Source organism: Sphingomonas fuzhouensis, from assembly GCF_034659795.1.
GTDB classification, from domain to species: Bacteria; Pseudomonadota; Alphaproteobacteria; order Sphingomonadales; family Sphingomonadaceae; genus Sphingomonas; species Sphingomonas fuzhouensis.
On the sequence record NZ_JAXSQY010000006.1, the window covers coordinates 64,475 to 91,050 of the forward strand.

Consider the following 26,576-nt stretch of genomic DNA (forward strand, 5'->3'; position numbering starts at 1 on the left):
GGGTCAGGGCATGGGTGTGATCGCGATCCGATCGATATTGGGGGCGAAGCGCGATCGGAGCAGTACGCCGGGCCAGGTCTGCGAGGCATAGCTGCGGCCGTCCCAATCGGGCTGTTCCTCGCCGGAGATGCGGATCGTGTTCGCCCCGGCGCGCAGGGTCACGGGCACGGTCATCTCCCACCAGTTATTGGCATGGAAGCTGTTGGGGAAGGTCGCCAGTACCGGCTTGGCACCGTTGACCGAGATGCGGGCGATCCGGGCGAGCGGATCGGGGTTATAATGCGTCGCCTTGGACTGTTCGTCATTCGAAAAACGGATGGTCAGCGCGTAAAGGCCCGGCTTGTCCGCCATGACCTTCGGGAAGGTCAGCGTGTTGCCATTGCCCGGCGCGCCGCCGATGTCGAACACGGCGCGGCCGCCACTGGCCAGCGATGCGCTGCCGATCCGCGCGGTCCCGGCCACCTGCGCGGCTTCCGCTTCATACAGGCGCGGGGCCGGGCCGGGCTGGGGCGTGACGCGAACGCCGCGAAGGCGGGTGCCATTTGCCCCGGTGACGACCACCTTGTTGATGCCGCCCAGCAGGAAGGCGTCGTTGCGGGCCATGGCCCGACCGTTGACGGTCATCCGTACCGGACCGCTCGCCTCGGCCGTCAATCGCGCCAGGCCATCCTGTGCGCCATACACCCAGAAGGTCGCGCTGCCACCGGGCGACAGGGCGACCGCATCACCGCTGGCGGGCGTGGTGCCCTTCAGCATGGCGTCCTGCACGTCATAGGTCGTGCTGGTAACCGCCGGATCGGCGGCGGTCAGGGTGATCCGGTCGACCAGCGCGTTGCCCTGGGTCTGGCGTTTCCCGTCCAGGCTGCGGGTCGCGAGCGTCAGAACATGGCGTCCCTGCGGCAGCGAGACGACCGTGTCGACATGGTCGAGGACCGAGGGCTTATAACCCAGCGGCAGCAACAGCTCGGTTTCGCCCGCCGCCTTGCCGTCGATGCGCAGGAACACGTTGGTCGGCCCCTGCGCCGCGGCCAGCGGGTCCTTGTTGAAGGTGCTGGCCAGGACGCGCACGTCATAGCGGCCGGTGCGGGGCACATCGACGGCAAAGTCGAGCGCGGCGTCGGCGCCGGTCTTGAACCCCTCGACCGAATAGCCGCCCGAGGTGTGGAAGCGATCGACATTCTTCGGCGAGCCCTCGGGCCCATGAATAGCGAGGCCGGTGCCGCGCCGGGTCGCCTGCTCCGCCTCATAATCCTGCCGCCAGGGGACCGACACGGCGGCCGGGTGCACGTCCCGGCCCGGCGACAGGACGAGTTCATAGGCCGCCTCCTCGCGCAGGGCGGGCATGGCGCCCTCACCGAAGGTCAGCGCGATGCGGCCGTCGGTCACCGGCATCACCCGATCGGCAATGACGGCGGGCGGGGTGGCGTCGCCCAGCTGCCCGGTCCAGGCGATCTCGCGCACCCGGACGCGCACGTCGGGGCCGAACCAGGCGGGGACATGGTCGAGTGCGATCGTCGCGGGCCCGCTCTTGCCGCCAAACAGCACCCGTGCCTGCCGCCGCGCGGGATCGAGCGTCGCTACGCCCTGAAGCGTATAGCTTTCATCGGGATGCGGCGGTCTGACCGCCAGCGTATGCCCGCTCATCGTCGCATAGGCGTTGAGCAGCCACCACTGACCATTGCCACGATTGGCCTGCACCGCGGAGTCGCTCAAATTGCCGTCGATATTCCAATAGGCGATATCGGCATCGACCTTGGAATCCTCGATCGCCGCGACCCACTGCACCATCTGGCCGGGGACCGAGGTGTGGTAGTTATAGGCATATTCGTTGATGTTGATGGGCAGGTGGCGGCCCTGCCACTTGGTCCCCGCGAACAGCCGATCCTCCCATTCGCGATATTTGCGCACGCTGGTCCGCACCGCCGCCGGATTGCTCAGCTCGTGCCAGGTGACGACATCGGGCACCGTATCGGCGGCGATGGCGTGGCGCATGAAGCCCTCGACCTCGGGAAAGAGGATGCTGGTATTGGGCCCGGCGATCCGTGCGCCGGGCAGTTCCTGGCGGATCATCCGCACCGCCCGGTCCCAGGCGTCGTTGAAGGCGGTCGGGTCCTTCTGCCACTTGATCCCGTTGCAGCTCTTCGGTCCGTCGGCGAACATGTTGCCATCGGGTTCGTTGAAGGGGACGAAGACGATCCGGTCGCGATAGCGCGGTGCCATGGCCTTCACCTGGCGGACCTGAGCACGCAACTGCTCGATATAATGGGCGACCGACTGGGCGCAGTCGCCGGTCTTCCAATTATAGGGGAATTCGCGGTTGATGTCGGTCATGTAGATATAGGTGTCGCCGCCCGAGGCATCGGTCAGCAGCGTCGACACCTCCAGCGCGTCGGCGCCGGGATGCTGCGGTCCGTCCTGCGCCTTGGTCGACACGGTGCGAAGGCCGATGCCCTCGACCAGATTGGGATGCGGCAGCCGCGCGTCATAGAGCCCGTAGAGCGTGCCCGACGCACCGCCATGAAAGGCGCCGGTATCGCTCCCCAGATCGACCTCCAGCCGTTCCTGCGCGGATGCGGCGATCGCGGTGGAGCCGAGCAGCGCGGCCAGCATCAGGCGAAGGGGGGAGGGCATAAAGCTGGCTTTCGTTGAAGGGGTCATGCGCGACGCTCCGCGGTCATGCGGTCGATCGTCGCGCGGTTCAGGATCAGGCGGGCGGCGGTGGCGGCCAGCGCCAGATGCATCAGACCGGGGATGATGGTCGACAGCATGCGGATGCCGGTTAGCGAGAGGGGCGTCTGGTTCCCCGCACCGGCTTTATAGGATACGACGACCAATACGCCGCTGATCAGTACGCCCGCCAGCGCCCAGGCGAGCTTCACGAAGAACTGGTTGAAGGCAAAGCTCATGCCCGAGGACCGCATCCCCAGCTTCCACTCGCCATATTGGTCGGCCAGCTGGATCAGTGTGAAGTGCAGCGGCAAGGTGCAGCCCAACACCACGCAGCACAGGCCGACCAGAACCAGCCACAGCATCGGATAACCGCCAGGAACGAAGAAGGCGGCGAAATGCCCGGCGACCAGGATCAGGTTCACCCACACATACACCGTCTTCACATCGAACCGGCGGGTGAAGAAGGGAACGATCACGGACCCCAGAAAACCGCCCGCCGTGGCGGTGCCGAAGAACAGCGCCTGATAGGTGGTGTCGCCGCCCAAGACATAGGTGATGAAATAGAGTGCCGCGCCACCCTTGGTATTGAAGATCCCGATCAGCAGCAGTGTCATGACGAAGGTCAGGCGAAGCTGGTCGTTCTTCAGCGTGGTGGCGATCGCGACTTTCAGCGGCACCTCGGCGGTGTCGGCGGCGACCACCCGCTCGCGCACGACCAGGAAGCAGATCAGGAACATGACGACCGCCGCCAGCGCCAGGATCGCCACCCCGTCGCGATAGCCGCGCGCGACGTCCGCGCCGCCCAGATACCGGACCATGATCGGCAAACCGACCGAGACGCAGAAGGACGCGATGGCGACCATCGCGAAACGCACCGACTGGCACGACACGCCCTCCCGCGCGCTGTCGGTCATACGGGTGATGAGCGCGCAATAGGGCACGTTGTTCAGCGAATAGGAGAAGGCGAGCAGGAAATAGGTCACGGCGGCATAGACGACTTTGCCGTCATAGCCCAGGTCCGGCGACTGAAAGGTCAGGAAGCAGCTGAGCCCGACCGGGATCGCGGTCCATAACAGATAGGGCCGGAACCGACCCCAGCGCGTGGAGGTCCGATCGGCCATGATGCCGATCAACGGATCGGAGATTGCGTCAAAGATACGTAGCGACAGGAACAGGATGCCGACGATCCCCGGCGCAAGCCCGAAGACATCGGTATAGTAGAAGGTCAGGAAATTGGCGATCAGCCCGGTGACGATCGTGCCACCCGCATCGCCCAGGCCGTAACAGACCTTCTCGACGAACGGGATGTGCGTGGTCGATGCCTCGCCCGACTGCGCTATGCCCCCTCCCAGGTCGTGGTCTGCCACTGATGCCGCCATGATCCTATCCCTTGTTTCCCGGTCCGCCTTTTGACGATCCCGTCCTTATCCGTTCGTGTCGAAGGCATCCGCCACGGCCGCGCCGTCCCGTATGAAGACGGGTATGCGCTCGACCGGCGCGGCGCAGGTGACTTTATGTCCCCCCTCGAACCGCTCGCCGGTCCAGGCATCGCGCCAGCTGCCGTGCGGCAGATAGACGTCGCGCTTGCCGATGCCTGCGGCCGTTACCGGCGCGACGAGCAGATCGGGGCCGAACATATATTGATCGTCCACCTCCCAGCAGCGCGGATCGTCCGGATAGTCGTAGAACATCGGACGCATCAACGGATCGCCCTGTTCATGGGCCTGCCGCATCAGCCCGGCGACATAGGGGCGCAGACGCTCGCGCAAGGCGGCGTAATCCCGCAGGATGGTAAAGACCGGCTCGCCGAAGCTCCAGAGTTCGTTGCCCGCACCGGTATCGCACTGGGCCACGCCATCCCGGAACGGTTCGGCGGGCGGGGTGATCGGATCGCGGTGGCCGTGCATCCGCAGGACCGGTGTGAACACCGCCCATTGGAACCAGCGGATCATCAGCTCGTGAAAGGCCGGATCGTCGACATGACCGCCATGGAAGCCCCCGATATCGGTGGTCCACCATGGAATGCCCGCCATTCCCATGTTGAGCCCGGCACTCAACTGATTGCGCATTGCCTCGAACGAGGAATGGATGTCGCCCGACCAGACCAATGCCCCGTAACGCTGGCTGCCCGCCCAGGCGCAGCGGATCAGGCTGACGATCTCCGTCTCGCCCTCCGCGCTCAGGCCTTCGTGGAAAGCCTGTGCATAATGGAGGGGATAGGCATTGCCGACCTCCAGCACCGAACCGGCATGATATCGATAATTGTCAAAATCATAGGCGCTATATTCGGGCTCCGCCTCGTCCAGCCAGAACAGCTTTACGCCCTTGTCGCGATAGTTGCGCTTCGCCCGTTCCCACAGGAATGCGCGCGCCCCCGGATGGGTGGTGTCGATGAAGCGCGTATTGCCCAGGAATTCCTGCTGCACGTCCAGCCCGCGTGTCGCCCGGACCAGATAGCCCTTCTCCGCCATCTCGGCATAGTTTTCCGATCGGTGGTCGACGGTCGGCCAGATCGAGACGAGCAGTTCGGTGCCCATCGCCTTCAACGCGGCGGTCATCGCGGCCGGGTCCGGCCATTCGCGCGGATCGAAGCGCCAGTCGCCCTGCACCGGCCAGTGAAAGAAATCGGCCACGATCACCGCCAGCGGGATGCCACGCCGATGATAGTCGCGCGCGACCGCCAGCAACTCCTCCTGGGTTCGGTAGCGCAGCTTGCTCTGCCACAGGCCCAGTGCATAGTCGGGCATCACCGGCACGGTGCCGGTGACGCTGGCATAGTTGCGCACGATCTCGGCAGGGGTGTCGGCGGCGGTGATCCAGTAATCGATCTCGCGCGCGGCCTGTGCGGACCAGATCGCACCATTGGCGGCAAAATGCGCCTCACCAACCGAGGGCATGTTCCACAGCAGGCCATAGCCGTCGCTCGACACGACGAAGGGCACGCTCGCCTGCGAATTGCGTTGGGCCAGTTCCAGGGTGCAACCGGCCAGGTTGAGATGCGGCTGCTGATATTGGCCCATGCCATAAAGGCGTTCGCCCGCCTTCGCCTCGAACCGCACGGTGATCCGCGCGACCTCACCGGGAAGCGACTTGAACTCGCGCCCCGACAGGCCGAGCGCGCTGATCATCCGCACTTCGTCGGTGCCCACCGTCCAGAATTTGCTGGTCGTATCGCGCTGCCGCCACTTTTCCTCCAGCAGCACGCGACCTTCTGCATTCAGGAAACGGACCCGGCCCTGAAGGTCGATTTCGGCGATGATCCGGCCATTGGTGATTCGGGCCGTCGCACCGTCGCGGCTGACGACGGGCTGGCTGACGGGCACGTCATCGAGCAGCGCGCCCGGCCGTGCCGCCTGCGCCGGAAAGCAGGACGCGCGCAGCCGCAGCCCGTCCGGCCCATGCGCTTCGATGCGAAGCCAATCGCCATTATAGGACCAGGCAATCGCATCGGATTCCAGACGCAGCGTGTCCAAACCGGCCATCCTCTCTGTCCGCCATCTTGTGATGGCCGTAAACGTTTACGGATTTGTTGTGGAAAGCGTGCCTCTTGTCAATACCCCTTGTGCGAACGGCATAGGCCCGCGATCAAGGCGGCATGGATATTCGGGCACTCGCCAATCATCTGGGACTGTCGATCGGCACCGTCTCGCGCGCGCTGAACGATCGCAAGGATGTCAGCCCCGTCACCCGCCAGCGGGTCGTCGAGGCGGCGCAGATGTATGGCTATATCCCGAACCAGTCCGGGCGGACGCTGCGCAGCGGGCGGACGGGGACGGTCGGCTTCATGCTGACGCTGGAGCATGACAGCGCGATGCATGGCGACCCGTTCTTCATGGCGCTGCTGGAGGGCGTGCAAAACGGGCTCAGCGAACATGACCTCGATTTGGTGGTCCTGCTCGCCCGGAAGGGGGAGGATGGGCTGACCTTCCTGCGACGGCATGTGTCGCGGGGGACCGTCGATGGCTGGGTCCTGTCGGGCACGCAACATGACGATCCACGGATCGCCTTCCTGCTCGAACGCCGGATTCCCTTCGTTACCTTGGGGCGCACCGCAAGCCAGCGCGACTATGCGTGGATCGATCTGGATTTCGAAGGTGTGGTGGCCGAGGCCATGGCGCTGCTGATCGAAGGGGGGCATCGGCGCATCGGCCTGATCGCGCCGCCCGCGTCGATCAACAACAGCCATATCGTGGTCGACCGCTATCGCACCGCACTGGCAAGCGCTGGCGTACCGTTCGACGCCGCGCTGGTCCATCATGGCGAGACCGACGAAAGCGACGGCGAGGAAAGCGCCCGCGAATTGATGGCGCTGGACGACCGCCCGACCGCGCTGCTGTTGATGGGGGAAACGGCCCCGGTCGGCGCCTATCGCGCGTTGCGGGCGCTGGGGCTGGAGCCGGGGCGGGACGTTGCGGTGATCGGGTTGCGCGACAACCCCGCCTGTCGCGCCTTATCGCCCGATCTGACCTGCTTCACGCTGGAACTCGGCGAACTGGGTCTCGCTCTGGCGCAAGGGCTGGTCGCCCGTTTGCCCGATGCCCAGTCCGCCGATGAGCCGCCTGTGCAGACGCTATGGCGGATGGCGCTTCGTCTGGGGCAGAGCCACCGGGCTGAAATGGTAAAGGCTTGAGCCGTCCCCATGCCGCACGCCATGATGGCGCTCAGGCTGCGGTGCGTTCCTCGTCGATGATGGCCCGTGCAAGGACGGCGCATTGCCCGCATTTGGGCTGGCGACCCAGCGCCTGATACATCTGGCACGGAGTCATCGATCCGGCGCGTGCCGCGTCGCGGACCTGGGATTCCCGGATGGCATTGCATACGCAGACAACCAAGGCGCTCTCCATCAATAGCGTCTTGTCTGTAGCGCTAATGAGAGTGGGTCGCAAGGCTGTTGCGAGGCGTTTGCAGAAAAAATCAGGTGATCCGCCCCGCCAAGCCACGGCTCGCCAGGCGCCACACACGCTCCAATGGACCTTGACCGAACCGATCGAGCCAGGGCTTCGACCAGAGGAGCATGAGCGCCCACATGGCGGGCGCGAGCAGGTAAAGATCGGCCCGGTTCCAACGGGCAAACTGGCCCAGCCCATGGCCATAGAAGATGGCGGTCATCACGATGCTGGTCGCGATATAGTTGGTGAAGGCCATGCGCCCGGCGGCAGCGATTCGGATCGTCCACCATCCACCGGATCGCAGCAGCAAGAGGATCAGCGCGGCATACCCCATCGTCCCGATCAGGCGGAACGGGACGTTGAGAAACAGCGCGACCAGCGACACGGTCCGGACGTCATAACCGCTGGCCATCACCGCCCCGGCCGTGGCGGCATAGACGGGAATAGTCAGGCCGAGCCCGAACACCGCCCATCGGCGATAGGCCTGGCGCGACCAACTGCCCGTCAGAAACCCCGATTTGAGCGCCGCCATGCCGAGCAGCATGACGCTGAGCGTGTCCGGCCCGATCTGGATCAGGTCGAGCAACGGATTGCCGTTATTCTCTAGCCGAAAGCCCGTGGCAACTGACCAAGGGCCGCGCATCGCCGCAATCTCAGGCGCGAGGCGGGCGGCGGGGGGTGTGCCGAACGCCGCCTGATAGCTGTCCCATAACGCGGCCATTTGTGGCGTGTCGCGCGTAGCAGCCATCATCAAGCCGAAGCATTCCAATCCGCCCAGCAGCATCGACAGGCCCGCCAAACCTGCCGCCGTCCAGCAAAGCGTCCTGGGCGTCAGGCCGACGAAGGCCAGCGCCACCACCCCGACCAACGCGTAATGAGTAAGGATATCGCCGGTCCAGATGAAGGTCAGATGGATCAGGCCCAGTAGGAACAGCACCGCCATGCGCCGAAGATGAACCGAGGCGCCGTTCAACCCGGCCGCATCGGCCCGGTCGATCACCAACAGGGTCGAGGCACCGAACAGCAGCGAGAACAGGCCCCGCATCCGGCCGCTGACGAACGTCTCGGTCAGGAACCAGACCGCGATGTCGATCGGCCGCTTGCCGCCCCAGGCCATGGGGTTGGAATAGGCGGGATCGGGCAGTGCGAAGCCGGGGAGGTTGGCGAGCAGGATCGCCATCACCGCAACACCGCGCAGGCCGTCGAGCGTCAGCAGGCGTTCGTGAGGATCAGGCGTTGCACAATACGAGGCGGCGGCTGGGCCATCGGTCAAGGGAAAGCTCCATGGAATGCCCAGGGGCTTAACCTGCATCGCTGGCGATGCAACCGGGGGCCGGGCCGGTGCATTGCCATGCGATGGGATTATCGCCACGCCTGACCGGCCGCGCCAGCGCCCGCGCGCATCACTCGCCCGCCGCATCGGCTTTTCTGCGCAAGGTCGAACCCTTTTTCGCCGGGCGCGAGGTGACGGGCGGGCCGCTGTTGCTGGCGACGATCCTGGCACTGGTGCTGACCAACAGTCCCTGGGCCCGCACCTTCGAGGGGTTCTGGGATACCCCCGTCATCATCGGCTTCGGCGCGTCCGAGGTATCGCACCGACTGGCCGAGTGGATCGATCACGCGCTGTTGCCGCTGTTCTTCGTGATCGTCGGTGCCGATGTGAAGCGCGAGATGGTCATGGGACCGCTCGCCCATTGGCGCACCGCCGCCTTTCCGCTCGCCGGCGCCGTGGGTGGAATGCTGGTGCCGGTGGGGCTGTATCTGGCGGTGGCCGCCGGAACGCCGGCGCAGCCGGGTTGGGGAAGCGTCATCACCACCGACACGGCCTTTGGCCTGGCCTTGATCGCCGTGTTCGCGACCCGATTGCCAGCGGGGTTGCGGGCGCTGATGCTGGCCTTTGCGGCGGTCGATGATGTCGGCGGGCTGTTGGTGATCGCCTTTGCCTATAGCGGGTCGCTCGATCCCTGGGGGCTGATTGCGGCCGGTATCGCGCTGACGGGCATTGTCGGGCTGCGCCGGATCGGTTGGGTATCGTCGGTGCCCTATGTCCTGCTTGCCCTAGTCATCTGGGGCGGGGTGCTCGAATCGGGCGTCCATGCGACGATCGCGGGGGTGCTGATCGGCCTGACCGTGCCGGTACAGCCGCGCCTGGAACAGCAGGATTTCGCGGAGCGGGTGCAGGGGCGGGTCGATGAATTTCGAGACGCCCACGACGCGGCCGAGCGGACGAACGATGACGAAGAGCAGCAGCTGCTTCGCGAACGCGCCGAGGACCGGCTGGGCTATCTCCACGAAATGGCATCCGCGACCCGCGAAGCGAGCAGCCGCTTGATCGAAATCCTGACGCCCTGGGTGAATTATGTGGTGCTGCCGCTCTTCGCGCTGTCGAACGTGCGCATCCATATCTCGACGGATTTGCTGGCGATGATCGGTAGCCCGCTCGTCATCGGTGTGGTCTTGGGACTGGCGGTCGGCAAGCCGTTGGGCTTCCTGGCCTTTACCTGGGCCGCAAGTGCGGTGGGGCTGGCCAAGCGTCCTGATCGGGTGACATGGCCGATGGTGGTGGGCGTGGGCGCGCTGGCGGGGATCGGCTTCACCATCTCGCTATTCATCGCCGGACTCGCCTTTGGCGATGGCGAGATGCGGGAAGCGGCGTCGTTCGGCGTGTTGATCGCCTCGGTGCTGGCCGCCGCGATCGGATATGCGATCCTGCACGTCTCTGCGGAGCCCCGGCACACGGCCGAGGCTCCGACAGAACGTTAGGCGTGGGGCGTTAGGCGAGGGCGGCGTCGTCGCCCATCAGGGCCGGGAAAAAGCCCTCATGCGCGCGGCGCAGATCGTCGAGTGCCACGACGAAGTCGCCGTCCTCACGCTCGAAGATCAGGCGGGTGCCAGCCGTGCGACCGATACGCTCGACCTCGACGCCTGCCTGATGAGCGTTTGCCAGGAAGTCGATCAACGCGGTGTCCTCGACCGTGGCGATATACAGGCCCTGATCCTCGGCGAAGAGCTGGCGACAGGCTTCGCCCGTCTCCGGGAACTGGATCAGCGCACCGATATTGCCCGCCAGCGCCATTTCGGCGACCGTCACCGCGATGCCGCCGTCCGACACGTCGTGCACGGCCGTCAGATGCCCAGCGGTGATCGATTCGCGGACCAGATCGCCGGTGCGGCGTTCCGCGTCGAGGTCGATCGACGGAGGCGGCCCGGCGTCGCGGCCTTCGATCCCATGGACTTCCCGCAGCCACAGCGACTGACCGATCTCGCCCTTGGGGCTTCCGATCAGGACGATGACGTCGCCGGTGCCCTTGAAGGCGATGGTCGCCGACTTGGACCAGTCCGCCATCAGACCGACACCGCCGATCGCCGGCGTCGGCAGGATCGCCGAGCCACCGCCGGTCGCTTTCGACTCGTTGTAGAGCGAGACGTTGCCCGACACGATCGGATAGTCGAGCGCACGGCAGGCCTGGCTCATGCCCTCCAGGCAGCCGACGATCTGGCCCATGATTTCGGGCCGCTGCGGGTTGGCAAAGTTGAGGCAGTTGGTGATGGCAAGCGGCTTGGCGCCGACCGCCGTGATGTTCCGCCACGTCTCGACCACTGCCTGCATGCCGCCCGTCACCGGATCGGCATAGCAATAGCGCGGCGTGCAGTCGGTGCTCATCGCGAGCCCCTTTTGCGTGCCATGGACGCGGACCACGGCGGCGTCGCCGCCCGGCCGCTGCACCGTGTCACCGCCGACCATATGGTCATACTGCTCCCAGATCCACCGACGCGAGGCGATGTCGGGCGAGCCCATCAGCTTGAGCAGGTCCGCCGCCGGGTCCTGGCAACCCGGCGAGGTGATCGCGGCCGGAACCTGCGTGGGCACATGCGGGCGATCGTAAAGCGGCGCATCGTCGGCGAGCGGACCGAGCGGGACGTCGCACACGATCTCGCCCTTGTGGCGCAGGACCATGCGGCCGGTTTCGGTGACGTGGCCGATGACCGCGAAGTCGAGCTCCCACTTACGGAAGATCGCCTCGGCGAACGCCTCGCGGCCGGGCTTCAGCACCATGAGCATCCGCTCCTGGCTCTCCGAGAGCATCATTTCATACGCCGTCATGCCCTCTTCGCGCTGGGGCACGTCGTCCATGATGAGTTCGATGCCGACGCCGCCCTTGGACGCCATCTCCACGCTTGAGGAGGTCAGGCCCGCCGCGCCCATGTCCTGGATCGCGACGATCGCGTCCGAGGCCATGAGTTCGAGGCACGCCTCGATCAGCAGCTTTTCGGTGAACGGGTCGCCGACCTGAACGGTCGGGCGCTTGGCGTCCGCATCCTCGCCGAAATCGGCCGAGGCCATGGTCGCGCCGTGGATGCCGTCGCGGCCGGTCTTGGAGCCGACATAGACGATCGGATTGCCGACGCCGCTCGCCGCCGAATAGAAGATCTTGTCCTGATCCGCGACGCCCACCGTCATCGCGTTGACCAGGATGTTGCCGTCATAGGCCGGGTGGAAGTTCACCTCGCCACCCACGGTCGGCACGCCGACGCAATTGCCATAGCCGCCGATGCCATGGACCACGCCCGAGATCAGGTGGCGCATCTTGGGATGATCCGGCCGCCCGAAGCGCAGCGCGTTCAGGTTCGCGACCGGTCGCGCACCCATGGTGAACACGTCGCGCAGGATACCGCCCACGCCTGTCGCCGCGCCCTGATAGGGTTCGATGTACGAGGGGTGGTTGTGGCTCTCCATCTTGAAGATGGCGGCCTGGCCGTCGCCGATATCGATGACGCCCGCATTCTCGCCGGGCCCGCAAATGACCTGAGGCCCTTCCGTGGGCAGCTTCTTCAGGTGGATGCGGCTCGACTTATAGCTGCAATGCTCCGACCACATCACCGAAAAGATGCCAAGCTCCACGAGATTGGGCGCGCGGCCCAGCGCGGTCAGGACGCGCTGATATTCGTCTTCGGACAGGCCGTGGTCGGCAACGATCTGGGGCGTGATCTCGGTCATGGCCCGCGCCTTTAACGCGGTGTCGCGGCTTCGTCACTATCGGTATGCGCGAAGATGCGCCATGATCGACACGGGACGGGAAACGAGGGGGGCGATGCCATGATCCTGGCGATGATGATCGGCGCGGCATTGGCGGGCGTGGACCTGCCGCCCGAGCCGGAGCGGGCGATGCTGGCCGACGTGCAGCGTCTCTATCGCGGCGCGGGAAACCGCATGTGGCCGGGGTTCGACCGGGTGCCGCTCGATTTGGTATTGATTGGTCCGGAAAGGGAGACTTTGTTCTGCCATCCAGCGACCAAAGGCTTTACGCCCGCCGGGCGGGACCCACTGACCAAATGTTCGTTGCAGACTCGTGCCCGCGAATTGGCAGTCGACCTTTCAGCCGCAGCTAATTTCTTTCCGGGCGGGGAGACCATCGCGATCGGTTATCCCAAGGCTTTGGAGATGAGCCCGGCCTATTGGAAAGCGACGGTGCTTCATGAGAGCTTCCACCTCTATCAGTCGCATATACCGGGCTATGCCCAGATGGTCGCGGCACTGGGGTTGGCGGGTGGGTCGACCGACGGCAGCTGGATGCTGAATTATCCCTTCCCCTATGCCGATCCGCAAGTGGGGGCGGCCTTTTTGCTGATGGGGGACGCTGGTCTGGCCTTTTTGGAGGCCAAGTCCCCGGAGGAACGACGCGCGGCGACCAAAGCCTATGTCGCCGCGCGTGACGTCGCTCTGGCCAAGGTCAGTCCGGCGGATCGGCGCTATTACGAATTTCAGGTCGGTCAGGAAGGCGTGGCCCGCTGGACCGAACTGGTCTTGGCGCGTCAGGGGGATGCCGCAATGCGCGATGATGCAATTGCGCGCTTGAAGGGGTTGGCGACCAGCCTCCGTGCGGTTCGCGAGCAGGGTTTCAAGACATGGAAACGCGCCGCTCTCTATGTCTATGGTGCGATAGAGGCCGAGATGCTGGAGCGAGCGGGTGTGAACTGGCGCGCGGAGTATCGCCGTCATCCATTCGGGCTCGGCGACCAGTTGAAGCGGCTGGATTAGCCCAACCGCATCGCCACCGCGATCGCCACGCCGGATAGCGCCAGCGCGCCCGCGATCCAGCCCGCCCCGGTGCGGATCGCCGCTTCGATGCCGCCTGTCGCAACGGCGGCCTGCTCACCTTCGAGTTTGCGGGTCGTCGCCCGGATCAGGCGAGGCAGGTCGTCACCCAGCCGGTCGAGTTCGAGGGCCAGCGCGGTGGCCCGCTTCGTCCAACGCTGGGGCGACAGGCGTGCCTCCACGATCCGTGCGCTTGCCCGGCGAAGTGCGGCGGACAGGTCGAAGTCGGGCTGGATGCCACTCAAGACGCCGTCGATGGTGATGAGCGCCTTGAACAGGAGCAGCATGTCGGGTTGCAGGACGATCCGCTCTTCGCGCAGCACCGGGAAGATATCGGCGAGGATCGCCGCCAGCCGTAGCGCACCGCCGCCATGCCGCGCGACCAGTCGATCGGCCACGGCCTGGAACCGTTCGGATGGAATATCATCGGTTTGCGACCATTGCTTTAGCGTTTCCGCCAGCAGGATCGGGTCACTATAGGTGATCGACTGGGTGAAGGCTATCACCTCCTCGCGCCGACGTGGGGATACATGCCCAATCAGGCCGAGGTCGAGCAGCGCGATGCGGTTGCCCGGCAGGCAGAGCAGGTTCCCCGGATGCGGATCGCCATGGAAACGCCCGTTGATAAGGGTCATGTCGAGCACGATGTCCGCGCCCACCGCCGCGATGACGGCGGGATCGATCCCCGCCTGACGCAGCAGCGCGGCGTTGCGGGGCGGCACGCCATCGACAAAGTCCATGACCAGCAGCGTCTCGGTGGTCTGGGCCCAATGGATGGTCGGGATGACGACGCGGGCGTCGCCAGCGAAGTCCGCGCGCAGCCGGTCCGCGTTGCGGCCTTCGTTGGTGAAGTCGAGCTCTTCGAGGATATCGCGGCCGAGTTCACGCACCATGCGCATGGCACCATAGCGGCGCGCCTCGGCATTGGTCGCCTCGATCATCGATGCCAGTTGCGTCAGCAGGCGCAGGTCCGCCTCCATCACCGGGCGGATGCCGGGGCGGCGAATCTTCAGCACGACGTCGGTGCCGTCGCTCAGCGCCGCGCGGTGGACTTGCGCGATCGAGGCGGCGGCCAGGGGTTCCGGGTCGAATCGGACAAAGGCGGTTTCGGGCGGCTCGCCCAGTGCCGCTTCGACCTGCTCGCGCAACTGGTCGAAGGGCAGGCGCGGCGCGGCGCTGTGCAGCTGTTCGAGTTCGGTGATCCATTCGGGCGGGAGCAGGTCGGCGCGGGTCGCCAGGATCTGGCCCAGCTTGACCCAGACCGGACCCAACGCCTCCATCGCCTGCCGGGTGCGGGCAGGCAGGTCGAAGGGCAGGGCATCCGGATCACGCCGCGCCGGATCGAGGCCCAGCCGGGCGAGCAGCACGTCCAGACCGAAGCGCGACGCCGTGGCGATGACATCGGCCAGTCGGGCGCGGTCGCGTGCCGCCACCCGGATCGCGCCCAGCAGCATCGGCTCAGCTATAGGGCGGCTGGGTATAGCCCGCCGGGCTGAGCGTGAAGATTTCGCAGCCCTCTTCGGTGATGCCGATCGAATGCTCGAACTGCGCCGACAAGGAACGGTCGCGGGTCACCGCCGTCCAGCCATCGTCGAGCAGCTTCACGTCGGGGCGGCCGATGTTGATCATCGGCTCGATGGTGAAGATCATGCCGGGCTTCAGTTCGGGACCGGTGCCGGGGCGGCCGACATGGACGACCTCGGGCGCATCATGGAACAGCAGGCCGAGACCATGGCCGCAGAAATCGCGGACCACGCCGTAGCGATGCTTTTCGGCATGATGCTGAATGGCATGCGCCACATCGCCCATATGATTGCCGGGCTTGGCCTGCTCGATCCCCAGCATCAGGCATTCATAGGTCACCTCGACCAGCTTGCGCGCCTTGAGCGGTACGTCGCCGATCAGGTACATGCGGCTGGTGTCGCCGTGCCAGCCATCGACGATCGGGGTCACGTCGACATTGACGATATCGCCCGACTTCAGCGTCTTCTCCGACGGAATGCCGTGGCAGACGACATGGTTGATCGAGATGCAGGTCGAATGGGTATAGCCGCGATAGCCCAGCGTCGCGGGCACGCCGCCGCGGTCGACGATGAACTGATGGATCAGGCGGTCGATCTCGGCGGTGGTCACGCCGGGCACCATGTGCGGCACCAGCATGTCCAGCGTCTCGGCGGCCAGACGGCCCGCCTTGTGCATCCCGTCGAACGCCTCGCGGCCCCAGAGCTTGATCGCGCCGGTCCGCCCCTGGGGCGCGTCGGCGGAAACGGTCACATAATCGGTCATGACGGCGATATAGCGTGGCGCGGCCGCTTTTGCGAGGCTATGTCGGGCGCATGGAATCCGCCAATAAACCCGACCGCATCTGGACCGCCGCGCTGGTCGTCATCGGCGACGAAATCCTGTCGGGGCGCACCCAGGATCGGAACGTCGCGCAGCTTGCGACCTGGCTGAACGTCCAGGGCATCCGACTGACCGAGGTCCGCGTCGTTGCCGACCGGGCCGAGGCGATTGCGGAGGCGGTCAACACCCTGCGGACGCGCAACGACTATCTGTTCACGACCGGCGGGATCGGGCCGACGCATGACGACATCACCGTCGACGCGATCGCCGAGGCGCTGGGCGTGCCGGTGATCGAACATCCCGAGGCGCGGGCGATCCTGGAGCATTATTATGCGACCCGCGGCGGAGTCAGTGCGGCGCGGGCGCGGATGGCCCGCACGCCCGAGGGCGCCTCGCTGATCCCCAACCGCGTATCGGGTGCGCCGGGCATCCGGGTCGGCAATATCTTCATCATGGCGGGGGTTCCGCACATCACCGCTGGCATGCTCGACGCGCTGACCGGCACGCTGGAGGGCGGTCGCCCCGTGGTTTCGGGGACGATCGGCTGCTGGGTGGGTGAAAGTGAGGTCGCCGAACTGCTGCGCAATGCCGAGAAGACCCATGAGGGGGTCGCGATCGGCAGCTATCCGTTCTTCCGTGAGGGGCGGACCGGCGCCAATTTCGTCGTGCGCAGCCCCGATCCTGCCAAGGTCGAGACGTGCCTGAACGACCTGACCACCGCGCTGACGGCGGACGGTCGCGAGGTGATCCAGGGCGGTATCTGACTTCGCCCGGTGTAGTGGGCGTTTTGGACTTTCTTCAAACCTGGCGAATTATGAGCCTTGGCGGGCAGGCCTTTGTGCCAGCCCCCAAGGTGGACTGATGCGGAGTGGTTCCTGATGCGGGTTGCGGCGCCCATTCTCGTTACCGGCGTGGCGGGCTTTATCGGCCATGCGACCGCGCATCGCCTGCTCGCGCGGGGTGAGACGGTCATCGGGGTCGACAATCTCAACGACTATTACGACCCTGCCCTGAAGCAGGCGCGCCTGGCGAGCTTCGACGGCATCGCGAATTTTTGCTTCCACCGCATGGACGTGGCGGATGCAGGCGGGATTGCCGACCTGATGCGTCAGCACGGCGTCACCCGCGTCGTTCACCTGGCGGCGCAGGCGGGCGTCCGCCACAGTATCGATCATCCCTTTGCCTATGAGCGTTCCAACGTGGCCGGGCATCTGGCGGTGATGGAGGCGTGCCGCCACCAGGCGGATTTCGTCCACCTCGTCTATGCTTCCTCCAGTTCGGTCTATGGCGACAAGCCGATGGGTGGGCAGGGGTTCAGTGAGGACGAACCCGCCGTCTCGCCTGTCTCGCTCTATGCCGCGACCAAGCGCGCCTGCGAATTGATGAGCCAGTCCTATGCGACGCTGTACGGCTTTCCGCAGACGGGGCTTCGCTTCTTCACGGTCTACGGGCCCTGGGGGCGGCCCGACATGGCCTATTTCTCGTTCACGCAGAAAATCCTGGGCGGCGACCCGATCGAGATTTTCGGCGAGGGGCGGATGGCGCGCGACTTCACCTATATCGACGATATCGTCGACGGTATCGTCGGCGCGCTCGACCATGCGCCCGAGCGTGGCGGCCACCGCATTCTCAACATCGGCGACAGCGACCCGGTCGGGCTGATGGACATGATCTCGACGCTCGAGTCCGCGCTCGGGCGGGAGGCGATCAAGATCATGAAGCCGATGCAACCCGGCGACGTGACCGCCACCTATGCCGATGTGTCGAAGCTGAACGCCCTGACGGGGTACGCGCCCAAGGTGCGACTGGCGGAAGGCCTGGGGCATTTCGTCGCCTGGTATCGCGAATTCTACAGGGGCCGCTAACGCGATCGGCCCTTACTGCGACGTCATACGCGACTTTGCGTATCTGAATTTCGTCACAGTAATGAAAAAAATGCCATTTACGGGGGCCTCCTCCCCATCTCCCACGGAGGAAAACGTGAAGAACAACTGGACCGGCCTTGCCGGTATCGGTGGCGTGTGCCTGTGCGCCGTCGCCCCGCATATGGCATCCGCGCAAACCGCCGGTACGATCGCTGCCGAGGACAAGGCTGGCGACGATGTCGTCGTCACCGGCGAGCGGGTGCGCAAGCCAGTGGTCATCGAGCTGCCCAATTCGCCCAAGGCCCGTGCGATCGTCACCCAGGACTATATCGAGCATACCGTCCCCGGCCAGTCGATCTTCAACGCAATCAACCTGGTGCCCGGCGTCAACTACACGGCGGGCGATCCTTATGGCGGCAATGGTGGCGGCATCCGCATGCGCGGCTTCGACGCAAGCCGCATCGCCTTCACCTTCGACGGCCTGCCGCTGAACGATGCGGGCAATTACGCCATCTATTCGCAGCAGCAGGTCGATCCCGAACTGGTCCAGTCGGTCAACGTCAATTTCGGCTCGACCGATGTCGACTCACCGACCGCCAGCGCGGCGGGCGGCACGGTCAATTACCGCACCATCCTGCCCACCGAGACGCTGAGCGCGACGGCGGTCTATTCGCATGGCACCGGCAACATGAACCGGGTCTTCGGCCTCATCAACACCGGCGAACTGACGTCCAGCGGGACGCGTGCCTGGGTGTCGGCCAGCACGCAGAGCTATAACCTCTACCGCTACGCCGATGTGCACAAGAGCCAGTATAACGCGCGCATCTACCAGCCGCTTGGCGGCAAGGACTTCGTGTCGCTGGCCGGTTTCTATTATCAGCATCGCAACACGGGCTATGGCACGCCATCGCTCGCCAACATCAACACTGTGCTCGGCGATCCCTATCCCACTTCATCCACCGCACCGATCCGCGTCGACCTGACCCGTGCCCAGTTCGACAAATTGTTCGACGACCGGAGCAACAGCTTTCTGAAAAGCCCGATCTGCAGCCTCCCGTCGCAGGCGCAGGCCGCGGGTGGTACGATGCAGGACGACCGGTCAAGCTGCACCAACACGCGCCAGACCTCGCTCAATCCGGTCGATACCGGCAATCTCCGGTTCAACAGCCTGTTCACGCTTTCCGACCGCCTGACGCTGTCGATGGATGGCGGCTATAGCTATACCCATGCCAATGGCGGCGGCTCGACCGTGTTCGCGGAGAGTAACGCCAATGCCGGGGCAAGGAACGCCAATCGTTATCAGTTCGGCCGCGTCGGTGCCGGGGTCGCGTCGGGCCGCGATCTGAACGGTGACGGCGACATGCTGGATTATGTCCGCGCCTATTATCCGTCCAATACCCAGACCAACCGCCTGATCGCGATTGCGGGCCTGCGCTACGACATCGATGCGAACGACATGCTGCGGCTGGCCTATACCTGGGATCGCGCCCGCACCGCCCAGACCGGCGAGGCGAGCTATTTGCGGGTCGACGGCACCCCCTGGCTGCCCTTCAGCACCAGTGATGCGAGCAACCCCCATGCGATGCTCGACGCCGCGGGGAATGTGCTCAACAAGCGCAACCGGCTGACCTATTCGATCCTGCACCAGTTGTCGGGCGAATATCGCGGCAAGCCCTTCGACGACCGACTGGCCTTCACGGTCGGGCTGCGCGCGGCGCTGTTCCGGCGGAATATGAACAATGCCTGCTACACCATCGCGGGCAGCGGCAGCGAAGCCTATTGCACGTCGCAGACCCAGGCGCAGGTTCAGGCGGACAGCGGGACCAAGGGTTTCGCACCGCCCTATACCGGGCGGATCAAGGAATATCGCACACTGCTGCCCAATATCGGCCTGACCTGGCAGATGACGCCGGAGGTCAGCTTGTTCGGCAACTATACCAAGGGGTTCTCGGCGCCGAACACCGAAGTCTATGCCTATGACGACAAGGTCATCCGGCTGGGCGGCGACGAAGTGCAGCCGGAGCGGACCAACTCCTATGATCTGGGCCTGCGCTACATCCGTGGCATCGCCCAAGCGCAGCTCGGGGGCTGGTATATCCAGTACAGCAACCGCATCGTCACGACCACGACGCCGGTGGAAGGCGGCGGCACGATCAGCGCCGCCCGCAATGTCGGCGCGGTCGACAGCAAGGGCATCGACGCCTCGCTCTCGCTCAGCCCGACCCGCTGGCTGTCGCTCTATGGCTTCGCCTCCTACATGACCGCGAAGCTGAAGAACGATGTGATGAACGGCGACACGGTCGTCCTTGCGACCAAGGGCAAGTCGGTGGTCGATACGCCTGACTGGCAATATGGCGGGCGGGCGCAGGTGACGCTGCCCTTCGGCGTGGTCGGCGTGTCGGCCAAGCATGTCGGCGACCGGTTCGTCACCGACCTCAATGACGTGAAGGCAGCGGGCTATACCCTTGTCGATCTGGATGCGCAGATCGGGATGGAGTGGATCGGCCTGAAGAAGACCTATGTCCAGTTCAACGTCGTCAATCTGCTCAACAAGGCCTATTTCTCGAACCTGGGCACGGTGACGAGCAAGGGCGGCTATTTCAACTTCGGCAATCCGCGCACCTTGATCGCGAGCGTGCATTTCGAATTCTGATCGGCGCAGGGCGACGATGGCAGGTCTGTCGTCGCCCTGAACCGGCTCTGGACCACGGGCAAAAGAGACGAGCTATGATGGGGAGCGTGTTGCGGGGCATGGGGATGATCGGAGCGCTGGGCAGTGCGTTGGCACTGTTCTGGACACAGGCATCGGCGGCCATCCCGGCCGAACCCGAAACACCGCCCGCTCTTGCGTTGATCGCGTCGACGACGATCCCGCGCGGCACCCGTTTCCACGGGATTCCTGTCGGCGGGCTATCGGGGCTCGATCGGTTGCCGGATGGCCGGTATCTCGCCATTTCGGACGACAAGGGGGACGGGCGGCCGCCACGCTATTACGAACTGGCGATCACGCTCGACCCCACACGCCATATGATGGACGTGCGCATCGAGAAGCAGGTGTTCCTGCGCGACGCCCAGGGCGTGCTGTTCCCCACCGATCATGCGGTGGTCGATCCCGAGGCTATTCGCTATGCCGCCGGGGGGCATGTCTATTGGTCGTCGGAGGGGACCTGGAACGCCGACCCGGCCCGGCGGATTCAGCCGGGCCTCTATGAGGGGGACGCGAAAGGGCGGATTATGCGCAGCTTCTCGCTGCCCTCCGCCTATCTTTACGATGACAATCGAACGCACGGCGCGGTGTCCAACGGCGTGCTGGAGGGGCTGGCGGTCGGTCGGCACGGCATGGTCTATGCGGTCAACGAGGACCCCGCTTATGAGGACCGCCCGGCCGTCACCGCGGTAGACGCGCCTGCACTGCACCGGCTGACCAGCTTCGATCCGAAGACCGGGCGGCCGGTTCGCCAATATGTCTATGCCGTGCCCGATGCACGCTATTCCGTGTCTGAATTGCTGGCGGTCGACGATCGCCATTTCCTGTCGATCGAACGCGTCCTGCCCTTCGATGCGAAGCAGGGTGTGCAGGCGCGCATCGTGTTGTCGAGCATCACCGACCGCACGAGCGACGTTCTATCCTGCACGGCGCTGCCATCATGTCCCGCCGTCCCGATGACCCGCCGGATATTGCTCGACCTGCCGGGGCGTTATGACGGTGTGACGATCGACAATCTCGAAGGCATGGCCTGGGGGCCGCGGCTGAAGGACGGCCGCCGGACCTTGATCGTCGAGGCTGACGATAATTTCAGCAAGGACGAGGTGTCGCAGTTCCTCGCCTTTGCCTGGACGCAATAGCTCTCGCGCCTAATAGGTGACCGTGACGACGACCGTGTCGGTGTAGAGGCCGGGCGCGGGCGTTGGCTGGGCAGCTACCCGGCCATAGATTGCGAGTCCCCGCGCCGTGCCGGTGCCCGACGCCTGTAGACCGCTATCCCAGGTCGATGACAGGGCTGCATCGCGAAACAGGCTATAGGCGATGAAGCTTCCCGAAGGACCGCGCATGCGCCGCGTCCCCGAGGCATCGGCATTGCGGCCGGTGTCGAGGCGCAGGGCATAGGGCGTCTGGTTGGTGCAGGTCAGGCTCAGTTCGCTCTGTGCGGTCACCGACCGGGACAAGACGCCGGTCGTCGGGAAGGTGAGGGGGGTGGCCGCGACGTTACAGCCTTTGGCAGGGGATGCGATCACCTCGAATGTCGGCCGGATCGAGGCGGAGCCCGCAAAGCCCGTGCAATTGCTGCTGGTGCCGAGCAGTTCCGCACCATAGCTGAACAGCGTGGCATTGCCGATGAAACTGGAGCGATAGGCGCCCGGCACCGCCGTCGCCTGGCCCCCGAACAGCCGGGCATAGATGGTTCGCGTCGCCGAACCGGCCCCGTTGAGCAGGTTGGAAATGATGATCGGCGGCACGCTTCCCAAGACCGGATTGTCCAGCGCGCCCCAGGCCATCGACCGCGCCGTATCTTGATAAAGCTGATAGCGCAGCGACCCCGCCGTGCCCGTCATCAATCGACCCGATCCATCGGTGCCGCCGCTGCCCGCACCGATGCCGGGGCAGATCTTGACCACGCTGAGCAGCGGAATGCCGGTGCAGCTGACCGTTATCGTGCCGGTCACATCCACGGGACCGCTCGACAGAAGCGAAGGGCTGCCGAAGTCGATCGTCGAGATCGTGGCCGAGCAGGTCTGCGCCCGAGCGGCACCGGGCATCACGAAGAGGACGAAGGCGGCGAAAAGCGCAGGGATCAGATGCTTCATGGTGCGGTGCTCGCGATCGGCGTGCAGTCGGCGCGGATGCGGACTTGTTCGCCGGGCTGGGCGGCGAAGGCGAAATGGGCGCGGCAGCGTCGGCCGTCGGGATCGGTGACGACGGCGTCGTTCCGGGCCCCGAGCGCGCCGAGAAAGGCGGCGCCGTCATAACCGACCACATCCTCGGGCAACCCCGGCCGAGCGATGACCGAGCCGAGCGGCAGCAACTGACCTGCGCCGTCGACAAATTCGACCAGCGCCGTGTCGGTCTCGCGCGCCACGCCGAAGGCGACGAGCGCGGGGACGCGGGTAAAGGCCACCGCCTCGGCATGGGTCGCACCCACGCGGGCATCGACCGGCAGCGAGGAGGGATCGATCGAGATCGCGCTCGGCTCGAACGGCGCGATGTCGGGCACCAGCAGCTTGCCCGACGCGCCGGTCGTGCCGACCAGCCGGTTCTCGCGGTACACCCGCACGCCGCTCGCCCCGGCATCGGCCACCGCGAAGGACTGGTCGAGCCGCCGCGCGAAGTGCAGGTCGCCGCCGATCAGCGCCACCGCCCCCTCGGCCTGCAAGGTCCCGGAGACGGTGCCGCCCGCATAGAGCCCGGTCGCCTCGAACTGGGCGAACCCGGTCGTATGGCGCAGGATCGCATGGCCCGCCCGTTCGCGACCATCGGCCACGCGCACCGACCACCCCCAGGAGCCGGGCTCATGAGCGCCCTGACGCGACATCTCGGCATAACCCGATACGCGCCCATCGGAAACGGTCGCGCCGGTCGTGATCGAGGCCCGTCGTCCCAGCGGCAGGCTGGCTCCGACGAACAGGCCGAAGCTGCGATTGCCGCTGAGGTCCGCCACGGCATTGGCGAACAGCGACAGCCGCCCGACATTGGCGGTCGAGGAAAGACTGGCGAGCCGATACCGGTCGCCCGCTGCCGTTTTGGAATTGACCAGGCTGATCCCCAGCGATGCCGAGGTGGTGGCGATGGGCAGCGACAGCGAGAATTGGTCGACTTCACGCGGCGCGCCGAAGATACGACGGTCGCCCGCCAGCACCGGGCCGAAGGACGCGGTGCGTGACGCCAGGTCGGCATAGCTGCCGATCGTCCGCATCGAACGGAGCAATATCGAAAATCCGGGGTGACGCGATTCGAAGCCGATATCGACAAGCCCGCCGGTGCGACCGTCCGCCCGGCTCATCGCCCCCGCCACCGACAGCAAGGCCTGATCGCGCAACGTCACCACACCGCCCGCGCCGAACTGGATCAGGCCCGCCCCCGCCTCGGCATGCCCCTGAAGCGTCGACCGGCTGGACACGCCGCGGCGTGCCGACGCCGACACGATCAGGCGCCGATCATAGTCGTTCGACACGATTGCATAGCTGCGTCGCGCAAAGCCGATCTCCGCGCTGAAGTCGGTCAGCCCCTCCGCCAGCAGTTGCGGCGAGGCGTAGAAGGGCGCGGTCGACACCGTCTCTCGGCCCAGCGCATCGCGGACGACGACGGTGGCGACGCCCGCGCCTTGCACGACCGGCGGGTGCATCACGGCATAGGGGCCTTCGGGTACGTCGGCCGACAGGGTCCGAACCCGGTCGATGAACAGGTCGAGGGTGGAGGGGGCCGCTGCGCTTCCCAGCAGACGGGGAACCGGCATGGTGACGAGATCGGGCCGCATGCCGAACGTCCGCTGGATCTGAAGGCCGCCCATCCGGATCGGGCGGGTCCAGGCCAGCCCGCCATTGATCGTATCGCCCGCCCGCAATGTCACCAGCCGCCCGGGGTCTTCATAGCTATAGGTCGTCGACAGGCGGGTAACGCGCAGCCCGTCCGACCAAAGCCCGATGACGCTGTTCTCGATCAGCCCGAACGGCCCGAACACCCGCGTACCGAACGCACCCGATGCCCCCGTAAAGCGCGGGCCGACCACGCTCCTGTCGCCACTGGCGAACAGCGTATAGTCGAGTACCGCGCCAAGCGGCGGTCGGTTGGGCATGGGTCTGGCGCTATCGCTTGGCCCGCCCCCGATCAGGGTCGGCCGCTGCGCAGTCGGACCGGCGACCAGCCACATGATCTGCCGCATCTCTTCATAACGATAGCGCAGACCGGCAATGCGTTCGAGTGGCACGTCGCCCGTCTGGACATCGTTGGGGAGCATGACGCCCATGGTTCGAAGCTCGGCGGTACGCGCCGTAAATCCGCCATCCGGACGCTGCGTGAACGACGCGACATAGCCGGTCGGCCGGTCGTTCAGATAGACCTCCAGTTGCAGTGCCTGCTCCTGGCGGCTGGGGTCCACTTCGACACCGACGCGAAGGCTGTCGCTGTCCTGCGCCCAGGCCTGCGACGCGCCGCACAGCATGGCCAGGAACGTGCATCCCAGCTCACCGGCGCGTCTGGGTCGCAAGGGAGACCTCGATCGGGCCACCATCGGAGACCGCGCGCATCCGCAGGTCCGTGCCATTTGCGACGACGGTGCCGGGGCTCAAGGGGATGCGAAGCTCGGAACCGGCCAGGACATAGCCGACGAGCCCCGACCGCGCGAGGATCTGCTGACTGCCCGCGATCAGTTGAAGGTCGGCGATGCGCAGCCGCCGATTGCCATTGTTGCGCCCGACCAGCGCCGCGGCGCCCCCCGAGCGGTCGATCCGCCACGCGACATCGGGCGCCCGGCGCGGAATGTCGGAGAAGAAGGCGGGGATCGATTGCCGCACGACCAGATTGACGGTCCCCGGCCGCGCCCTTGCGGCATCGGGCACTTCGTCGACAAGCACGCGATATGCTTCCTCGCCCACCGGCGGCGCCTTGGCGGTACGGACGACGCGGATCAGATATTGCTGCTGCGGCGCCAGCGTCGAGAAGGGTGGGCTGGCGACCACGTCGTTGGTGGGGGTCAAGACATCGGCCCCGTCTTTCAAGGTCCATTTCATGACGCGGACCTGGACGCGCACCGGGCGTTGCTCGGCATTGCTGAGCGTCAGCGCGGTCGTGCGCGCGCCCGGCAGCGGGTCGATGGCGACAGGGGCGACCCGAATGTCCGATGCTCGGCCGACCGCCGGGATCATCGATATCATCGACGCGGCCATGATGGCCCATGTTAGTGGGGCGCGTTTCATCCGCGTTCCTCTCGCAGCAGCCTCAATAGGTGACGGTTACCTGGACGGTATCGGTGTAGCTGCCCGCCGCCGGGGTGGCCTGTGCGGGAACACGCCCGTACACCGTCAGCGTCTGAACCGCGCCGTTGCCGATCCCGGCCAGCGTATCGGTGCCTGCGGTATTGCCCCAGATCTGCGCTCGCGCAGGGTCGCGGAACAGCTCATAGACCACCGTCGCCCCCGAACCCGACGTCATCCGCCGCGCGGCCACCGTCGCCCCGGCGCCCGCGCCCGCGTTCAGGCCGATATTATAGGGCGTCGTGTTCGTGCACTGGACGCCGATCGTGCTGGTCGAGGTGATCGCCGCCTGGATCACGCCGGTATTGCCGAAAGCAAGATCGCTTGCCGATGTCAGTCTGCATTCGGCCTGGATCGTCATCGACACCTGGAACTGCGTGCTCTGCTGCGCGGCAGCCTGCTCGGGCAGCATGACGCAACCGAGCACGGCGATAGCGAGGGGAGCGAAATAGGCTTTCACGATGGCGTGCCTCCAAATCACGCTTCGTAAAAAGCGCGATGGACGGCAAGGGCTGCTTTCGCTTCACAATCGGAAGCAATTTCAAGGCAGTGCAGGGAATGTCGGGATGGAGCGGGTGAAGGGATTCCGTTCCAAGATTTGGCCACACTGAAACCCGCAGAAAACTGCGGTTTCTAGATCGTCCGAAAGGCTATGTGCTACAGTTTGGTGCCCAGTTCAATGCACCTTGCCTGTACCACGCATCGAGAGGGGCGCTCTCATCAAGCGCTCCGTCTGGCCGTTGA

At 65.7% G+C, this 26,576-nt stretch carries 19 protein-coding genes; 7 read left to right on the forward strand and 12 right to left on the reverse strand.

What is annotated here, in order from left to right; all coding sequences use genetic code 11:
• Positions 1-3: 3 nt before the first annotated feature.
• The 3 genes from U1H82_RS13365 to U1H82_RS13375 are packed head-to-tail and all read right to left on the reverse strand — an operon-like array spanning position 4 to position 6,152.
• The gene (locus U1H82_RS13365; RefSeq protein ID WP_322965446.1) at positions 4-2,631 is read right to left on the reverse strand and encodes a cellulosome protein; all 2,628 of its coding nucleotides are present in this window, start codon (positions 2,629-2,631) and stop codon (positions 4-6) included.
• 23 nt (positions 2,632-2,654) lie between these two features.
• On the reverse strand, positions 2,655-4,037 hold the full coding sequence (locus tag U1H82_RS13370; protein WP_322965447.1) for an MFS transporter: 1,383 nt from the start codon (positions 4,035-4,037) through the stop codon (positions 2,655-2,657).
• A gap of 57 nt (positions 4,038-4,094) precedes the next feature.
• The gene (locus U1H82_RS13375) at positions 4,095-6,152 is read right to left on the reverse strand and encodes a glycoside hydrolase family 31 protein (protein WP_322965448.1); all 2,058 of its coding nucleotides are present in this window, start codon (positions 6,150-6,152) and stop codon (positions 4,095-4,097) included.
• A 113-nt stretch (positions 6,153-6,265) separates the two neighbouring features.
• Here U1H82_RS13375 and U1H82_RS13380 point away from each other — a divergent pair, with 113 nt between their 5' ends.
• A complete protein-coding gene (locus U1H82_RS13380) occupies positions 6,266-7,300 on the forward strand; it encodes a substrate-binding domain-containing protein (protein WP_322965449.1) in 1,035 nt (344 codons plus the stop codon).
• Between the two features lie 31 nt (positions 7,301-7,331).
• Here the strand turns inward: U1H82_RS13380 and U1H82_RS13385 are convergent, their stop codons facing one another.
• Both U1H82_RS13385 and U1H82_RS13390 read right to left on the reverse strand, forming a co-directional pair.
• The gene (locus U1H82_RS13385; protein ID WP_322965450.1) at positions 7,332-7,502 is read right to left on the reverse strand and encodes a (2Fe-2S)-binding protein; all 171 of its coding nucleotides are present in this window, start codon (positions 7,500-7,502) and stop codon (positions 7,332-7,334) included.
• A gap of 82 nt (positions 7,503-7,584) precedes the next feature.
• The gene (locus tag U1H82_RS13390; protein WP_322965451.1) at positions 7,585-8,832 is read right to left on the reverse strand and encodes a DUF418 domain-containing protein; all 1,248 of its coding nucleotides are present in this window, start codon (positions 8,830-8,832) and stop codon (positions 7,585-7,587) included.
• 83 nt (positions 8,833-8,915) lie between these two features.
• Here U1H82_RS13390 and nhaA point away from each other — a divergent pair, with 83 nt between their 5' ends.
• Positions 8,916-10,322, forward strand: a complete 1,407-nt coding sequence (gene nhaA / locus U1H82_RS13395; protein ID WP_322965452.1) for a Na+/H+ antiporter NhaA — start codon at positions 8,916-8,918, stop codon at positions 10,320-10,322.
• A 10-nt stretch (positions 10,323-10,332) separates the two neighbouring features.
• Here the strand turns inward: nhaA and purL are convergent, their stop codons facing one another.
• Positions 10,333-12,558: a phosphoribosylformylglycinamidine synthase subunit PurL gene (gene purL, locus U1H82_RS13400; RefSeq protein ID WP_322965453.1), complete on the reverse strand. Its 2,226-nt coding sequence runs from the start codon at positions 12,556-12,558 to the stop codon at positions 10,333-10,335.
• 99 nt (positions 12,559-12,657) lie between these two features.
• Between purL and U1H82_RS13405 the strand changes: the two genes are divergently transcribed.
• Positions 12,658-13,599 (forward strand): hypothetical protein, encoded by a 942-nt coding sequence (locus U1H82_RS13405; RefSeq protein ID WP_322965454.1) that lies wholly within the window; start codon positions 12,658-12,660, stop codon positions 13,597-13,599.
• Here U1H82_RS13405 and U1H82_RS13410 read toward each other — a convergent pair.
• Both U1H82_RS13410 and map read right to left on the reverse strand, forming a co-directional pair.
• Positions 13,596-15,110, reverse strand: a complete 1,515-nt coding sequence (locus U1H82_RS13410; RefSeq protein WP_322965455.1) for an ABC1 kinase family protein — start codon at positions 15,108-15,110, stop codon at positions 13,596-13,598. The genes U1H82_RS13405 and U1H82_RS13410 overlap by 4 nt on opposite strands.
• Before the next feature lie 4 nt (positions 15,111-15,114).
• Positions 15,115-15,942 carry a type I methionyl aminopeptidase gene (map, locus tag U1H82_RS13415; RefSeq protein ID WP_322965456.1) on the reverse strand — a complete coding sequence of 276 codons (828 nt, stop codon included), beginning with the start codon at positions 15,940-15,942 and terminating at the stop codon, positions 15,115-15,117.
• A 50-nt stretch (positions 15,943-15,992) separates the two neighbouring features.
• Between map and U1H82_RS13420 the strand changes: the two genes are divergently transcribed.
• The 4 genes from U1H82_RS13420 (at position 15,993) to U1H82_RS13435 (ending at position 21,710) form a co-directional block, all read left to right on the forward strand.
• Positions 15,993-16,763 (forward strand): competence/damage-inducible protein A, encoded by a 771-nt coding sequence (locus U1H82_RS13420; RefSeq protein ID WP_322965457.1) that lies wholly within the window; start codon positions 15,993-15,995, stop codon positions 16,761-16,763.
• A 114-nt stretch (positions 16,764-16,877) separates the two neighbouring features.
• Positions 16,878-17,864 (forward strand): NAD-dependent epimerase/dehydratase family protein, encoded by a 987-nt coding sequence (locus U1H82_RS13425; RefSeq protein WP_322965458.1) that lies wholly within the window; start codon positions 16,878-16,880, stop codon positions 17,862-17,864.
• A 115-nt stretch (positions 17,865-17,979) separates the two neighbouring features.
• Complete coding sequence (locus U1H82_RS13430; RefSeq protein ID WP_322965460.1) at positions 17,980-20,517, forward strand: TonB-dependent receptor; 2,538 nt, start codon at positions 17,980-17,982, stop codon at positions 20,515-20,517.
• A gap of 74 nt (positions 20,518-20,591) precedes the next feature.
• Positions 20,592-21,710: an esterase-like activity of phytase family protein gene (locus tag U1H82_RS13435; RefSeq protein ID WP_322965461.1), complete on the forward strand. Its 1,119-nt coding sequence runs from the start codon at positions 20,592-20,594 to the stop codon at positions 21,708-21,710.
• 9 nt (positions 21,711-21,719) lie between these two features.
• On the opposite strand, the gene U1H82_RS13440 is transcribed toward U1H82_RS13435, so the two are convergent.
• The 4 genes from U1H82_RS13440 to U1H82_RS13455 form a co-directional block, all read right to left on the reverse strand.
• Positions 21,720-22,670 (reverse strand): Csu type fimbrial protein, encoded by a 951-nt coding sequence (locus tag U1H82_RS13440; RefSeq protein ID WP_322965462.1) that lies wholly within the window; start codon positions 22,668-22,670, stop codon positions 21,720-21,722.
• Positions 22,667-25,066 carry a fimbria/pilus outer membrane usher protein gene (locus tag U1H82_RS13445; protein WP_322965463.1) on the reverse strand — a complete coding sequence of 800 codons (2,400 nt, stop codon included), beginning with the start codon at positions 25,064-25,066 and terminating at the stop codon, positions 22,667-22,669. The genes U1H82_RS13440 and U1H82_RS13445 overlap by 4 nt, the downstream gene beginning before the upstream one ends.
• Complete coding sequence (locus tag U1H82_RS13450) at positions 25,044-25,733, reverse strand: fimbrial biogenesis chaperone (protein ID WP_322965464.1); 690 nt, start codon at positions 25,731-25,733, stop codon at positions 25,044-25,046. Before U1H82_RS13450 ends, U1H82_RS13445 begins: the two co-directional genes overlap by 23 nt.
• Before the next feature lie 64 nt (positions 25,734-25,797).
• Entirely contained in the window at positions 25,798-26,292 is a 495-nt protein-coding gene (locus U1H82_RS13455) for a Csu type fimbrial protein (protein WP_322965465.1), read from the reverse strand.
• Positions 26,293-26,576: the final 284 nt, after the last annotated feature.

Bases quoted from the DNA above. Each gene is read 5' to 3' on its own strand.
- nhaA (WP_322965452.1), top strand. From the start codon at position 8,916: ATGGGATTATCGCCACGCCTGACCGGCCGCGCCAGCGCCCGCGCGCAT.
- U1H82_RS13365 (WP_322965446.1), bottom strand. From the start codon at position 2,631: ATGCCCTCCCCCCTTCGCCTGATGCTGGCCGCGCTGCTCGGCTCCACC.
- U1H82_RS13450 (WP_322965464.1), bottom strand. From the start codon at position 25,733: ATGATATCGATGATCCCGGCGGTCGGCCGAGCATCGGACATTCGGGTC.
- U1H82_RS13405 (WP_322965454.1), top strand. From the start codon at position 12,658: ATGATCCTGGCGATGATGATCGGCGCGGCATTGGCGGGCGTGGACCTG.
- purL (WP_322965453.1), bottom strand. From the start codon at position 12,558: ATGACCGAGATCACGCCCCAGATCGTTGCCGACCACGGCCTGTCCGAA.
- U1H82_RS13435 (WP_322965461.1), top strand. From the start codon at position 20,592: ATGATGGGGAGCGTGTTGCGGGGCATGGGGATGATCGGAGCGCTGGGC.
- U1H82_RS13420 (WP_322965457.1), top strand. From the start codon at position 15,993: ATGGAATCCGCCAATAAACCCGACCGCATCTGGACCGCCGCGCTGGTC.
- U1H82_RS13380 (WP_322965449.1), top strand. From the start codon at position 6,266: ATGGATATTCGGGCACTCGCCAATCATCTGGGACTGTCGATCGGCACC.
- U1H82_RS13375 (WP_322965448.1), bottom strand. From the start codon at position 6,152: ATGGCCGGTTTGGACACGCTGCGTCTGGAATCCGATGCGATTGCCTGG.
- U1H82_RS13440 (WP_322965462.1), bottom strand. From the start codon at position 22,670: ATGAAGCATCTGATCCCTGCGCTTTTCGCCGCCTTCGTCCTCTTCGTG.
- map (WP_322965456.1), bottom strand. From the start codon at position 15,942: ATGACCGATTATGTGACCGTTTCCGCCGACGCGCCCCAGGGGCGGACC.
- U1H82_RS13410 (WP_322965455.1), bottom strand. From the start codon at position 15,110: ATGCTGCTGGGCGCGATCCGGGTGGCGGCACGCGACCGCGCCCGACTG.
- U1H82_RS13425 (WP_322965458.1), top strand. From the start codon at position 16,878: ATGCGGGTTGCGGCGCCCATTCTCGTTACCGGCGTGGCGGGCTTTATC.